This is a genomic window from Flavobacterium sp. ZE23DGlu08, assembly GCF_030505335.1.
GTDB lineage: Bacteria > Bacteroidota > Bacteroidia > Flavobacteriales > Flavobacteriaceae > Flavobacterium > Flavobacterium algoritolerans.
The window spans coordinates 3,019,295-3,032,231 of record NZ_CP130045.1 but is presented as its reverse complement, the minus strand read 5'-3'; the positions used below and the strand labels follow the sequence as shown (position 1 = coordinate 3,032,231).

Below are 12,937 nucleotides of genomic sequence, written 5' to 3'. Positions count from 1 at the left end.
AAATTCAGAACATTATTGAATTCATAAATTAAAGTGGTTTCGGGTATCTTTTTTTAATATTTCGTATCAATTCCTCTAATCCGTTCAATTTTAGTTCATAAATCAGTTGAAGCTGCTGCCCTAACTCGCCTTTCGGAAATCCTTTATTGCTGTACCAAACCACATAATATTCAGGCAAGTCAATAAGATACTTTCCTTCGTATTTACCAAAAGGCATTTTAGTATGAGCAAGTTTGATGAGTTGTTTTTGATTTTGATCCATTTTTTTAATAAAAAAGAAGCAAGAGATAAGAAACAAGAACTATTAATACTTCTTGTTTCTTATCTCTTGCTTCTCAAATCTCTTTATTTCCAGTTAAAAATAATACGCTTTTCGATTTCACTATTTAAACTCATAAAAACAGGACAAGTCATGGCAACTCTTTCCAGAATAGTTTTATTCTTTTGATCCGCTTCTCCATACATTTCAAATGTAATTTCGATTGCACCAATGCGTCTTGGTTCGGCATTCATGATTTTAGTAACTTCAGCGGTGGAGCCTTTCAAATCAACTTCTAAATCACGTGCTTTTATTCCCATAACTGTCATCATACAACTTGCCAAAGCATTGGCTACGGTATCCGTTGGAGAAAAAGCCTCGCCTTTTCCATTATTGTCTACTGGAGCATCTGAAATAATTTCATTTCCTGATTGTAAATGAATGGAGGAGGTTCTTAAATCCCCTAAATATGTCACTTTTGATGTCATTAGTTTGCTTGTTTTATAGTTAAATCAGTGTCATAATATAAGATATACACTCCTTTATTAATGTAGCCACCGTCTTCTTTTTTGTAAAATTCGAACTTATTATCTACTTGCTCCGTAGCTGTAGTTTCAATCGTTTCTTGATATTTCTTGTCTTGTGACAATCGCATCATGGTATCAAAAGTAATATCAAAACCTCGAGTTGCAAATGCACTAGGATAAATTTTGTTTTTCTTTTTAAATTCTTTTTCGAAAACTAAAGCTTCAGGAGATTCGTTTTCACGAGTAACAGAAGGATACATTAATTTCAATTTTGTTAAATTCACAAAACTAATCTCATCAGTATCTAATGTTTCATTTGGTTCCAAAATAACCAATTGCACTTTATAAGCAGCCATAGCACCTAACATAGTCGCCATTGTTGATTTAATCATTCCGGTGTTTCCAGTTTCCATCACCACATAGTTTATTCTGTCTTTTACAAATAAACTTTTCAAATTTTCAGCAGATACACCACCATTTGCAGTAAGCGTTGAAAATTTTACATCTTTATGATTCTCTTTAATATACTGTATAACCGATTCTTTTTTCTTATCCACTACCGCTATAATATTCCCGTTTTTTGCTCTCATGAAATCGAACATCGCATTTTTAACTGCTGTGGCAGTAGGAATGGTTTGAAGCATATTGCTAAACGAATTACCTGTATCTTTTGATAAAGGAGAAATCACCGGCACTTGATTTGCATTTAATAGTTCAGCTGTTCTCTCCACATTATTTTGATAGAAAGGTCCAATGATAGCATCTGAATTTTCGAGATTATTTTCTTTGATTATTCCAGCAACATTAGAGGTATTTTTAGTTTCTTGAGAATCAAAAACACTCACATCTATAGCAAGTCCTAGTTGTTTAGCAGAATCAATCGCCACCAAAGCTCCTGCATAAAAATCCAAAGTCATGTTCAAGAACTTGTCTTTTTTCAAGCGCATTGCAGTCGAATTGACCGTATCTCCTTCAATTTTTGAAATATTGAAAGGCAGAAGCAACACTAATTTCTTTCTACCGTTACTTTTCTTTGAGATTACAGCGTATTCTTTTTTAGTTTCTTGTGGGATACTAATCGTTGCCGGAAATTTCAAAATCATACCTTCCACAACACCTTGAGATAAAGCAGGATTAAGAGCTATTAATCCTTCCTGACTCATTCCTGCCATTTTTGATAAACTATACAAGGTTTCTTTTGGTTTTACCGTATAATTCAAATAATTGACTGCAGTAGAAACTTTTTCAGGACTTGTTTTTACAATTTCTTTTTTAGCTTCAACCGCCGGTGCAGTTTTATCCACTTTTGGAGCATTTCCTTTGATAATTAATTTATACCCAACAGGCAAATTCGAAACTATTTCAGGATTTTTTTTCTCTAGTTCTTCAATGGTAATGCCATATTTCTTGGCAATAGAATATTTGGTTTCTTTTGGAAGAACATCATGATACACTACTTTTGTTTGCACTGGAGTAGTATTTTTTTGTCCAATGCCAGAGGGAATAGTAAGGGTTTGACCAATTTGTAATCCATCTTTTTCCAAAAAGGGATTTGCTTGTTTTAACGCTTCGTCAGAAACACCATATTTTTTTTCGATTCCATACAAAGTTTCTTTTGGTGCTACTTCATGAGTTACCGTTTTCGCAACTGACTTAGTTTGAACCGCTACTTTTTGTTTTCCGTTGTTTTTTGGAATCAGCAAAACACTATTGGGTTTCAATCCACTTTGTGCATCTGGATTTAATTGGTAAATATCATACGGAGTAACGTTGTACTTTATTGCAATCTGACTGATTGTCTCTCCTTTCTCTACTTTATGTGTAGTCGTTTTTTCTTGTGAAAAAACACTGTAATTAAAAAACAAAGCCGTTATACAAATAGCAAAAAAATATTTCATCATTTTTATTTATAAAATTATTCAATTATTAATAACGGAACGGTATCAAATTTTATTCCAAAAATCTGATACCGTTTTATAGAGAACATTAAAAACAATGATGTTCAAAAGATTAGATTACAATCTAAATTATTATTCCCACTCAATAGTTGCTGGCGGTTTTGAACTAATGTCATAGACCACTCTATTGACTCCTTTTACTTTATTGATGATATCATTAGAAACTTTCATCAAGAAATCATACGGTAAATGTACCCAGTCAGCAGTCATACCATCCGTAGATTCTACTGCACGAAGCGCAATCACTTTTTCATACGTACGCTCATCGCCCATTACACCTACACTATTAACCGGAAGCAAAATTGCTCCTGCCTGCCAAACTTTGTCGTATAATCCCCAAGATTTCAATCCTTCGATAAAAACAGAATCTACTTCTTGTAAAATTCTAACTTTCTCCGGCGTGATATCTCCTAAAATTCTAATGGACAATCCTGGTCCTGGGAAAGGGTGTCTTCCTAATAATTCTGGGTCAATTCCTAATGAAGCTCCTACTCTACGCACTTCATCTTTGAAAAGCATACGCAAAGGCTCCACAATTTTTAATTTCATGTAATCAGGTAAACCTCCTACATTATGGTGCGATTTTATAGTCGCCGAAGGTCCTTTTACCGAAACTGATTCAATAACGTCAGGATAAATTGTTCCTTGTGCTAACCATTTTACATCTTCTATAAGGTGTGATTCATCATCGAAAACCTCGATAAATACACGTCCAATAATTTTACGTTTGGTTTCCGGGTCACTTACACCTGCTAATTCAGATAAGAAACGATCTCCGGCATCTACTCCTTTTACGTTTAAACCCATTCCTTTGTATTGATCTAATACGTTTTGGAATTCGTTTTTACGAAGCAAACCATTATTTACAAAAATGCAGTATAAGTTTTTCCCAATAGCTTGATTTAATAAAACTGCCGCTACAGTAGAATCTACTCCTCCAGAAAGACCAAGAACTACTTTATCGTCTTGTAATTTTTCTTTTAATTCCGCTACCATTTCTTCAACAAAAGCATTTGGTGTAAAATTTTGAGGAACTTCTGCAATTTTCACTAAAAAGTTCTCCAGCATTTTTGATCCATCTGTAGAATGGAAAACTTCAGGGTGGTATTGAATTGCATAAGTGGTTTCTCCTTCAATTCTATACGCTGCAAATTCCACATCATGTGTGCTTGCAATTTTCACACCATCAGTTGGCAAAGCCTTAATACTATCACTATGGCTCATCCAAACTTGGCTGTTCTCAGAAACACCTTCAAAGAAAACTTCATTCTCTTTTATGAAAGACAAATTAGCTCTACCATATTCCCTAGTGTTTGAAGCTGCTACTTCACCTCCACTAAAATGAGATAAATATTGTGCTCCGTAACAAACGGCTAACAAAGGTAGTTTTCCTCTAATTTGAGATAAATCAGGATGTGGTGCATCTTCTCCTCTAACAGAAAAAGGGCTTCCTCCAAGAATTACTGCTTTATAAGATGATAAATCACTCGGAAAATGATTGTAAGGGAAAATTTCGCAGAATATATTTAATTCGCGAACTCTACGCGCAATAAGCTGTGTATATTGCGATCCGAAATCTAAAATAAGTACGTTGTGTTGCATGCGCAAAAATACTTTTTATATTTTGAATTGAAAAATTGATTTTTGAAAAATATTCTTTTTATTTGTCTCACTTGGATTATTCCGCTAAAATCAAATTAAAATAATCCTAAAAAAACCCGAATCCTATAATTTTCGTAAGTGAACTTATACATTCTAAAAAAATAATTTAAGACAAAACAACATTTCAATGAGAACAAAAATTTATGTATCAATAGTAACTGTACTGCTTTTAATAACTTCATGTAATGTGATTGATGATTTATTGACTTTTTCAATAGACAATCAAACAACTTTTAAAATTGAAAGTGGATTCCCTCTTGGTACTGCTTTTAATGTGGTTACTCCAGATGTCACGACAAACTCAAGTTCCACTTTTGAAAACAATAATACCAAAGCTGAATTAGTAAAAGATGTAAAATTGAGTGAGTTAAAATTGACCATCACAGATCCAAGCAATAAGTCATTCAGTTTTCTAAAATCGATTCATTTATACATTTCAACAGATGCAAATGACGAAATAGAATTGGCTTATTTAGATGAAATCAATTCGACTTCAAATACTATAAATCTAACGTGTACTTCTCAAAAATTAGACAAATACATCAAAGCATCTTCTTACAAAATAAGAACTAAAGCTGTTATCAAAGAAAGTTTAACACAAGACATCAGTGTAAAATCTGATATGAAATTCAGAGTTACCGCTGATCCATTTTAAGAAATCAGCGGTGCTAAATTATTCTTTTGTAACAATAATAGTTGCTTTAAAACCAGTTCCAAGATTCCATTGACTGGCCGAAATCAAACCGCCATTGTCATCATAAATCTGAAATTCAGCAGTATTTGGACCTGAACTTCCTTGATTTAAGGCTTCAAAGTCTATCTTGTTGAATCCTTTTTCCAGAACTATTTCAAAACCCTGGAAATTACTATCTAAATTCACTTGATATTCAACGACTTTATCATTCAAGTACACACGAATCTTATCCCCATCGACATAAGCTGCATCTCTGTATCTTACTTTGGCGGTAAGCGAACTTGTTGTAAAATTTCCTAAATTTTGATTTTTTCTGTAAACGATACCTTCAGAATTGTCTTCCTTTTTGTTTAATTTATCTCTGTAAACATCTCCCGGATTAATAAATTCATTTTTCGGAGTCATTGAAAAATTAGTGGTCGGAGTAATTGAAAGTGAAGGACTCGGATTCGGGTTTAAAAGTTCTGGGTTTTTAAATACATTCGGAGTCTTTATAGGAGGAATCTCTGCTTTTGGCGGAGTTACTTTTTTAATTTTAGGGGCATTATTTTTGAGTGGAATAGGCGTAAATTTTGAACTAAATTCATTCTGAGCATATCCACTTAAAGACATACTTATTGCAATCATTAAAAATAAAATCCTTTTCATAACTTTTTTAAATTAATTTATCAGTGCTTGTAAAATTTTAAAAATAAAAAACTAATCATATAAAATGACTAATTATGGCATAATTTAACTTTCATTTATAACATTCAATTTTTAAATTTATTGCCTTTTAGAACCTAAAATATTCTAACAATTCTCAACAAAAATTGAAGTTTTTAATTAAAAATTACTGTTTTTCATTTCAGTATTTTTTATAAATTGCAAATATTATGCCACACCAAAAATTGCATTTAAACAATGCAAATAATACCTAAACACAATTAAAATGAAAAGAGAAAACATATTGACAGGTTCACCTTGGGAAGACAAAATGGGATATTGCCGTGCTGTACGCATTGGAAACATCATTGAAGTATCAGGAACGGTAGCGATTGTTGATGGTGAAAAAGTAAAAGCTGACGATGCTCATGCCCAAACACTAAACATTTTAGAGCGCGTAGAAAAAGTTTTGGAAGACCTGAATGTAAGCATGAAAGATGTCATTCGTACCCGCATATTTACTACTGACGTTTCTACATTTGAAGCTGTTGCAACTGCTCATGCCAAGTTTTTTAAAGACATAAAACCTACCACTGGTTTCTACGGAATTAATCAACTCGTAGCACCTGAATATTTAGTTGAAATCGAATTTACAGCTATAGCTTCTGAAAAACCATTAATTCAGGAAGGATTATAATACTTTTGTAAAAAATACTTCTTTAATTAAGGTAATGAATTTAGAAAATACTAAAAAAATAATGCTTGTCACACTCAAATGGATTCTCATTTGTGTATTGACAGGCATTTTTTCTGGATCGGCATCAGCATTTTTTTTAGTGGCACTGGATTGGGTTACACAATATAGGGAACACAACAACTGGCTGATTTGGCTTTTGCCAATAGGCGGACTCATAATAGGATTGCTCTATTATTATTGGGGTAAATCTGTAGTTAAAGGCAATAATTTATTGCTGGAAGAATACGAGAATCCTCAAAAAATAATTCCTTTAAAAATGGCTCCCTTAGTACTTTTTGGGACCTTAATCACGCATCTTTTTGGAGGCTCAGCGGGTCGTGAAGGAACCGCAGTACAAATGGGTGGCGCCATCGCCGATCAATTTACAAGCATCTTCAAACTTGATACTGCAGACAGAAAGACATTAATCATTCTGGGAATAAGTGCAGGTTTTGCTTCCGTTTTTGGAACACCTTTGGCTGGAGCCTTGTTTGCGTTGGAGGTCCTTTATTTTAGTAAAATCAGTTACAAAAGCATTCCATTGTCCTTTTTGACAGCATACATCGCTTATTTCACTGTTGAGTTTTGGCACATAAAACATACCCATTATAGTATTCCAATTATTCCCGAAATGAGTTTTACCACCTTATTTTGGATAATTCCAGTCAGTATTCTTTTTGGTTTAGCAGCCATGTTATTTTCTCGAAGCACCCATTTTTGGGGTCATTTATTTTCAAAAAACATATCCTTTCCTCCGCTTCGACCTTTCATTGGAGGAATAATTCTTGCGGTTACCATTTACTGCATTGGAACCACAAAATACATCGGCTTAGGAATTCCGGAGATTATTGATTCGTTTACTAATCCAAATGCTTCGTATGATTTTATTTTAAAAATATTATTCACAGGTTTTACACTCGGAGCAGGATTCAAAGGTGGCGAAGTGACTCCGCTATTTTTCGTTGGTGCTACACTGGGAAGCGCTTTATCGGTTGTAGTCCCTTTACCTATTGCACTTTTAGCAGGAATGGGATTTGTAGCCGTTTTTTCGGGAGCAACCCACACTCCTATTGCTTGTACGGTCATGGGAATAGAACTTTTTGGGATAGAAAGTGGTGTTTTTATTGGGATTGCTTGTATTATCGCATATTTTTCTTCGGGGTCAGTGGGGATTTATAATGCTCAAATAGTAAAAGGAGCAAAATACAATCTGTATCAAAAAGTAAGAAGAAAAAATATGGAACTTTTGTAACATTGTAAAAGTTTGTTAATTACAGAAATGATTTCAACATTACATTAAAAAAATGTAATTTCGCAATCTATGAAAATACAAGACATTCAAGCGATTCAGTTGTTATTATCAACTCCAAAAAAAATTGCAATAATCCCGCACCGAGGTCCTGATGGAGATGCTATGGGCTCTACCTTAGGATTATATCATTTTTTATTAAAAAACAATCACCATCCTGTGGTGGTTTCTCCCAATGAATTTCCTGATTTTCTGGCGTGGATGCCCGGCTCAGAAACCGTAAAAATATACGAAAAAGACAAAGAAAACTGTACTAAAATACTGGAAGAAGCGGAACTTATTTTCACTTTAGATTTCAATGCTTTGCACCGAACCGGTGAAATGGAGCATGTTTTAGCCAAGCTAAAAGCGCCATTTATCATGATTGATCATCATCAAAAACCAGATGATTATGCCACATTTACCTATTCTGACACCTCGTTTGGATCTACTTGTGAAATGATTTATAACTTCATTTTATTTCTTGGAAAAAAAGAGGATATCGATAAAACTATAGGAACTTGTATTTATACCGGAATTCTTACTGATTCAGGTTCTTTTCGTTTTCCAAAAACAACTGGAACAACCCATAGAATTATCGCTGAATTAATTGATTTAGGTGTTCAAAATACGGAGATTCCAACCTTATTATTTGACAACAGTTCTTTTGGAAGATTACAGTTATTGGGCAGAGCGCTTCAAAACATGAAAGTCTTAACAGAACATCAAACCGCATACACTACGCTTACTCAAGACGAGTTAAATGCCTTTGATTATGTAAAAGGCGATACAGAAGGAATTGTAAACTACGGATTAAGTATAAAAGGAATCGTTTTTACTGCTATATTTATCGAAAATAAAGAAGAAAAAATCATCAAGATTTCTTTCCGCTCACAAGGTGATTTTGATGTCAATCAATTTGCCAGAGATCACTTCAATGGTGGTGGACATCGTAATGCTGCCGGTGGAAAATCAGAAGTATCGATGGAAGAAACGATTCGAAAATTTGAAGATTTAGTAACAAAGCTAAAAATATAATAGATGTCAAAATTTAGTACGTTAATCGTATTTGGATTCTTTTTATCCATAATTGCTTCAAGCTGTAAGCAGCATCAGGATGCCAGAAAGCCTATTTCACAGACTTCGGGAAGCTTTATGAAGAAATCAATCGCGCGCAATAAAAAACTGGTTGCCAACGAAGAAACTCAAATTGAAGCTTTGATCAAAAGCAATCCCAAAGTAAAATACATCGCTTCCAAAAAAGGATATTGGTATACTTATGTGACGAAAAATGAGATTGATTCCCTTACTCCCAAAAAAGGTGATGTCGCTTTTTTTGACTACGAAATAAAAGATTTAAAAGGTGCCGTTATCTATTCTGAATTGGAATTAAGGCCTCAAATCTATTATGTAGACAAACAAAACATCATGATGGGATTGCGTGACGGTATCAAATTAATGCGAAAAAACGAAAAAGTGAGTTTCCTTTTTCCGTCAAATATGGGATATGGCTATCATGGTGACGACAAAAAAATTGGCACCAATCAACCTTTGATTTGCACGGTAACTTTACGAGATTTCAAATCGGAAGCAGTGTATAAGAAAGAAAGTGAAGTCCAACTAAAAGCAATCCCTGCTCCTGCCAAGCAGGAAACCAAACCCGTAATAAAACCCAAAGACACTATAACCCAATAAAAATTAAATTTAGAAATGAAAAAAAAGATCCTATTCGCATTCCTAGTTATTGCTTCAATTTACTCTTGTAAAGAAGAGCACAACAATCTTCCTGATGGTTTATATGCAAAAATAGAAACCAATAAAGGGGAAATAATTGTACAATTAGATTTCGAAAAAGCACCTATAACCGTTGCCAACTATGTGGCTTTAGCCGAAGGAAAAAATGAATTTGTCACCAATGAAAAACTTAAAGGCAAACCATTTTTTGACGGATTAAAATTTCACCGAGTAATTCCGGAATTCATGATTCAAACGGGAGATCCTTTAGGAACAGGATCAGGAGATACCGGTTATAAATTTAAAGACGAGTTTTCAGATTTAAGATTTGACAAAGGCGGTGTTTTGGCTATGGCCAATAACGGACCTACAACTAATAGCAGTCAGTTTTTCATCACGCATCTTGCAACACCTTGGTTAGACGGAAAGCATACTATTTTTGGTCATGTGGTAGACAAAGGAATGGATGTTGTGAACAAGATTGTACAAAATGATTACATTACTAAAGTTACCATCATCAGAAACGGTGAAGCGGCTAAAAAGTTTAATGCCGTAAAAACATTCAATGATTATTTTTCAGTAGAATCTGAAAATCAAAAGAAAAAAGCAGCGATTGATGCTGAAAACAAAAAAATCTACGACGCTAAATACAAAGAAGTTCGTGAGCAAAAAATTGCTTATTTTGCTACTTTAAAAGCAAAAGCAACAAAAACACCTACTGGATTGCAATACGTAATCACTAAGAAAGGCGGCGGCAAAAAACCTACTAATGGCACTAATGTTTTCATACACTATGCTGGTTTTCTGGAAGACGGAGAATTATTTGATGCCAGTGTAGAAAGTGTTTCTAAAACTTTTGGTAAATACGACGAAAACAGAGCGGCTCAAAATGGGTACCAACCTATCCCTTTTCAATTCGGAAGAAAAGATGGCATGATTCCTGGTTTCATTGAAGGATTGGAGCAATTATCTTTTGGAGATAAAGCGATACTTTTTATCCCATCTCGATTAGGATATGGTGAAGCGGGAGCTGGTGGAGTAATTCCTCCAGGTGCTAATATCATTTTCGAAATTGAATTATTGGAAACAATGCCTCAACAATAACCGATTAAAAAAGTTAGACCTTAAAATACTTAAAAAATGAAATTTAAAATTCTGTTTTTATTATTTGTGGGAATGTTAAACCTGCATTCTCAAACTACAAAGAAAACTGTTCCGGTAAAAAAACCTGTGACAACAGTAAAAGCTGCTGTAAAACCAGCAGTGAAACCAGTAGTAAAAGCACCAGCAGTAATCGAAGGAATTTTTGCAACAATTTCCACTAACAAAGGAGATATTGTGCTTGAATTAGAATACAAAAAAACTCCGGTTACCGTAGCTAACTTTATTGCGCTTGCTGAAGGTAAAAATACTTTTGTAACCAATGAAAAACTAAAAGGAAAACCTTTCTTTGATGGTTTAAAATTTCACCGTGTGATTAAAGACTTCATGATTCAAGGAGGAGATCCTTCTGGAAATGGGTCTGGTGGACCGGGTTACGCGTTCAAGGATGAAATTACCGACTTAAAACACAACAAACCAGGTATACTTTCTATGGCTAATTCTGGACCTACTACCAATGGAAGCCAGTTTTTCATTACCCATAAAGAAACGCCTTGGTTAGACGGCAAACATACTGTTTTTGGTCATGTTACTGAGGGAATGAATGTGGTGAACTCCATTACAGCAAATGATGTGATTACTAAAGTTACTATCGTTAGAAAAGGAGTTTTAGCCAAAAAATTTGATGCCCCAAAAGTGTTCTCGGATTATTTCAACAATAAATCTGAAGATCAAAAGAAACAAGATATAATCAACGCTGAAAACAAAGCAAAACAAGCTGCAATTGAAGCCGAAGCCAAAAAAGCATATACTGAAAAATACGGTCCAGTAGTAGCTGCAAAAAAAGCGTATTTAGCCGCTACAAAAGCAACAGCAACCACTACTCCATCAGGACTAGCATACAAGATAACACAAAAAGGAACAGGTGTAAAACCTGCTAACGGAACTACATTTTATTTTCATTATGCCGGTTATTTTGAGGATGGAACCCTTTTTGACAGCAGTTATGAAGACGTTTGTAAAAACTACGGAAAATATGATGCAAACCGTGCCGCACAAAACGGATACCAAGCATTCCCTTTTGAAGCCGGAAAAAAAGACGGTATGATTCCGGGATTTATTGAAGGTTTAGAGAACATGTCCTTTGGAGACAAAGCAGTCGTTTTCATCCCGTCAAATCTGGCGTATGGAGAAAGAGGCGCCGGCAGCGTTATTCCGCCTAATACAACACTTGTTTTTGAATTGGAAATGCTGGAAAAACAAGTAACTCCAAAACAATAAATTTCAAAAACACAAATAAAAAACCCGACAGACTTCAAAATCTATCGGGTTTCTTTTTATAATTTATTTGCTAAAAAGTACAGATTAGACCAATGGGAATCGGTGATTAACCTCATCATCAGCATTCCATTTTTCTGTTATTTTTTTCCAAATTTCCAATCAAATTCATCTTTTTGATTGATAATTGCACCAATCTCAAATTTTACGACCTCATCAAATTCCGTTTGAAAAATGATCCAGTTTTCCTCATTGAAATAGTTTTCAAACGTATCAAACTCTTCCTGAGTAAATTTAGTGATTCCTTTGGCAGCCAAATCTTTTTTGACTTCGCTAATTTTTCTATTGATTATTTTATTCCCAAACAAATCCAGTTCCGGGCTAGATGCTACGATATAACCCAATTTGAATTCTTCCTCGACATAGAAAGTCAAACGCATTTTTAGTTTGTTGTAAGCAAAAATCACATTATCATCCTCGTCCTTGTAATTCCTGTCTGGTTTCCCGTAAATAGCGGTAACATCATTTTGTTTCATTCCGAAAATGAGCTTATCAATTCCGTTTTTTGGATTTATTTTCATACGTAGTTTATATTTATTTTTTAAAGCAATATGCAATTCGGACAACGCTTTCGGTGTTTATTTCGAGTTTGCGTTATGCTACTTTCATATTGTTTTATTTGACCGCAAAGTTCGCAAAGTTTTTCGCAAAGTCCACTACCTTTTTTATTTAAAATTAGTGACAAACAAATACTGCTATTGATTCTGAAATTCACAATTTGGGCGTGACCCGCTAAAAAATCGAGTCGGGCTATCCGCTGCAATCTCCCGAAGAAAAATCGAGAGGATTTCCACTTTTATCCCTCACGCAAATAAGTGACAACAACAACTAAATTAGTCTCATTTAAATTCAAAAAGTACCCATCAAATGAAAAGCTCATTTGATGATTTGTAAGAAAATTTTAATATATTTGATAAGAAATAATGTATTATGTTCGTCAGACCTATCTCTCTAAATTTGGGGTGATAGGTCTGATTTTATCAGACCTATATACT

General features: G+C 34.2%; 13 protein-coding genes. 7 read left to right on the top strand and 6 right to left on the bottom strand.

Features of this window, described 5'->3' with window-relative positions:
• Positions 1 to 28 precede the first annotated feature (28 nt).
• From Q1W72_RS13315 to guaA, 4 genes are all read right to left on the bottom strand, one after another.
• Positions 29 to 262: a DUF3820 family protein gene (locus Q1W72_RS13315; RefSeq protein ID WP_099714715.1), complete on the bottom strand. Its 234-nt coding sequence runs from the start codon at positions 260 to 262 to the stop codon at positions 29 to 31.
• Positions 263 to 345: 83 nt separating this feature from the next.
• Entirely contained in the window at positions 346 to 747 is a 402-nt protein-coding gene (locus tag Q1W72_RS13310; RefSeq protein ID WP_302135776.1) for an OsmC family protein, read from the bottom strand.
• A complete protein-coding gene (locus Q1W72_RS13305; protein ID WP_367881662.1) occupies positions 747 to 2,687 on the bottom strand; it encodes a LysM peptidoglycan-binding domain-containing protein in 1,941 nt (646 codons plus the stop codon). The genes Q1W72_RS13310 and Q1W72_RS13305 overlap by 1 nt, the downstream gene beginning before the upstream one ends.
• Positions 2,688 to 2,816: 129 nt before the next feature.
• The gene (guaA, locus tag Q1W72_RS13300) at positions 2,817 to 4,346 is read right to left on the bottom strand and encodes a glutamine-hydrolyzing GMP synthase (protein WP_099714713.1); all 1,530 of its coding nucleotides are present in this window, start codon (positions 4,344 to 4,346) and stop codon (positions 2,817 to 2,819) included.
• A 187-nt stretch (positions 4,347 to 4,533) separates the two neighbouring features.
• On the opposite strand from guaA, the gene Q1W72_RS13295 reads away from it, so the two are divergent.
• Complete coding sequence (locus tag Q1W72_RS13295; protein ID WP_099714712.1) at positions 4,534 to 5,061, top strand: hypothetical protein; 528 nt, start codon at positions 4,534 to 4,536, stop codon at positions 5,059 to 5,061.
• An 18-nt stretch (positions 5,062 to 5,079) separates the two neighbouring features.
• On the opposite strand, the gene Q1W72_RS13290 is transcribed toward Q1W72_RS13295, so the two are convergent.
• Positions 5,080 to 5,748, bottom strand: a complete 669-nt coding sequence (locus Q1W72_RS13290) for a hypothetical protein (RefSeq protein ID WP_099714711.1) — start codon at positions 5,746 to 5,748, stop codon at positions 5,080 to 5,082.
• Between the two features lie 283 nt (positions 5,749 to 6,031).
• On the opposite strand from Q1W72_RS13290, the gene Q1W72_RS13285 reads away from it, so the two are divergent.
• The 6 genes from Q1W72_RS13285 to Q1W72_RS13260 all read left to right on the top strand — a co-directional run bounded on the left by Q1W72_RS13285 (position 6,032) and on the right by Q1W72_RS13260 (position 11,885).
• Positions 6,032 to 6,442, top strand: coding sequence for a RidA family protein (locus Q1W72_RS13285; RefSeq protein WP_099714710.1), 411 nt, complete (start codon positions 6,032 to 6,034; stop codon positions 6,440 to 6,442).
• 34 nt (positions 6,443 to 6,476) lie between these two features.
• The gene (locus Q1W72_RS13280) at positions 6,477 to 7,733 is read left to right on the top strand and encodes a voltage-gated chloride channel family protein (RefSeq protein ID WP_302135771.1); all 1,257 of its coding nucleotides are present in this window, start codon (positions 6,477 to 6,479) and stop codon (positions 7,731 to 7,733) included.
• A gap of 69 nt (positions 7,734 to 7,802) precedes the next feature.
• Positions 7,803 to 8,807 carry a bifunctional oligoribonuclease/PAP phosphatase NrnA gene (locus Q1W72_RS13275; protein ID WP_302135770.1) on the top strand — a complete coding sequence of 335 codons (1,005 nt, stop codon included), beginning with the start codon at positions 7,803 to 7,805 and terminating at the stop codon, positions 8,805 to 8,807.
• 3 nt (positions 8,808 to 8,810) lie between these two features.
• Positions 8,811 to 9,464 (top strand): gliding motility-associated peptidyl-prolyl isomerase GldI, encoded by a 654-nt coding sequence (gene gldI, locus Q1W72_RS13270; protein WP_302135769.1) that lies wholly within the window; start codon positions 8,811 to 8,813, stop codon positions 9,462 to 9,464.
• A gap of 15 nt (positions 9,465 to 9,479) precedes the next feature.
• Positions 9,480 to 10,607, top strand: a complete 1,128-nt coding sequence (locus tag Q1W72_RS13265; RefSeq protein ID WP_302135767.1) for a peptidylprolyl isomerase — start codon at positions 9,480 to 9,482, stop codon at positions 10,605 to 10,607.
• Positions 10,608 to 10,643: 36 nt separating this feature from the next.
• Positions 10,644 to 11,885, top strand: a complete 1,242-nt coding sequence (locus Q1W72_RS13260) for a peptidylprolyl isomerase (RefSeq protein WP_302135766.1) — start codon at positions 10,644 to 10,646, stop codon at positions 11,883 to 11,885.
• 137 nt (positions 11,886 to 12,022) lie between these two features.
• Here Q1W72_RS13260 and Q1W72_RS13255 read toward each other — a convergent pair whose 3' ends face one another.
• Complete coding sequence (locus Q1W72_RS13255; RefSeq protein ID WP_099714704.1) at positions 12,023 to 12,463, bottom strand: hypothetical protein; 441 nt, start codon at positions 12,461 to 12,463, stop codon at positions 12,023 to 12,025.
• Positions 12,464 to 12,937 lie beyond the last annotated feature (474 nt).

Coding starts and splice junctions, on each gene's coding strand:
- guaA (WP_099714713.1), bottom strand. CDS start 4,346: ATGCAACACAACGTACTTATTTTAGATTTCGGATCGCAATATACACAG.
- Q1W72_RS13255 (WP_099714704.1), bottom strand. CDS start 12,463: ATGAAAATAAATCCAAAAAACGGAATTGATAAGCTCATTTTCGGAATG.
- Q1W72_RS13285 (WP_099714710.1), top strand. CDS start 6,032: ATGAAAAGAGAAAACATATTGACAGGTTCACCTTGGGAAGACAAAATG.
- Q1W72_RS13290 (WP_099714711.1), bottom strand. CDS start 5,748: ATGAAAAGGATTTTATTTTTAATGATTGCAATAAGTATGTCTTTAAGT.
- Q1W72_RS13280 (WP_302135771.1), top strand. CDS start 6,477: ATGAATTTAGAAAATACTAAAAAAATAATGCTTGTCACACTCAAATGG.
- Q1W72_RS13265 (WP_302135767.1), top strand. CDS start 9,480: ATGAAAAAAAAGATCCTATTCGCATTCCTAGTTATTGCTTCAATTTAC.
- Q1W72_RS13275 (WP_302135770.1), top strand. CDS start 7,803: ATGAAAATACAAGACATTCAAGCGATTCAGTTGTTATTATCAACTCCA.
- Q1W72_RS13310 (WP_302135776.1), bottom strand. CDS start 747: ATGACATCAAAAGTGACATATTTAGGGGATTTAAGAACCTCCTCCATT.
- Q1W72_RS13315 (WP_099714715.1), bottom strand. CDS start 262: ATGGATCAAAATCAAAAACAACTCATCAAACTTGCTCATACTAAAATG.
- Q1W72_RS13305 (WP_367881662.1), bottom strand. CDS start 2,687: ATGATGAAATATTTTTTTGCTATTTGTATAACGGCTTTGTTTTTTAAT.
- Q1W72_RS13295 (WP_099714712.1), top strand. CDS start 4,534: ATGAGAACAAAAATTTATGTATCAATAGTAACTGTACTGCTTTTAATA.
- Q1W72_RS13260 (WP_302135766.1), top strand. CDS start 10,644: ATGAAATTTAAAATTCTGTTTTTATTATTTGTGGGAATGTTAAACCTG.
- gldI (WP_302135769.1), top strand. CDS start 8,811: ATGTCAAAATTTAGTACGTTAATCGTATTTGGATTCTTTTTATCCATA.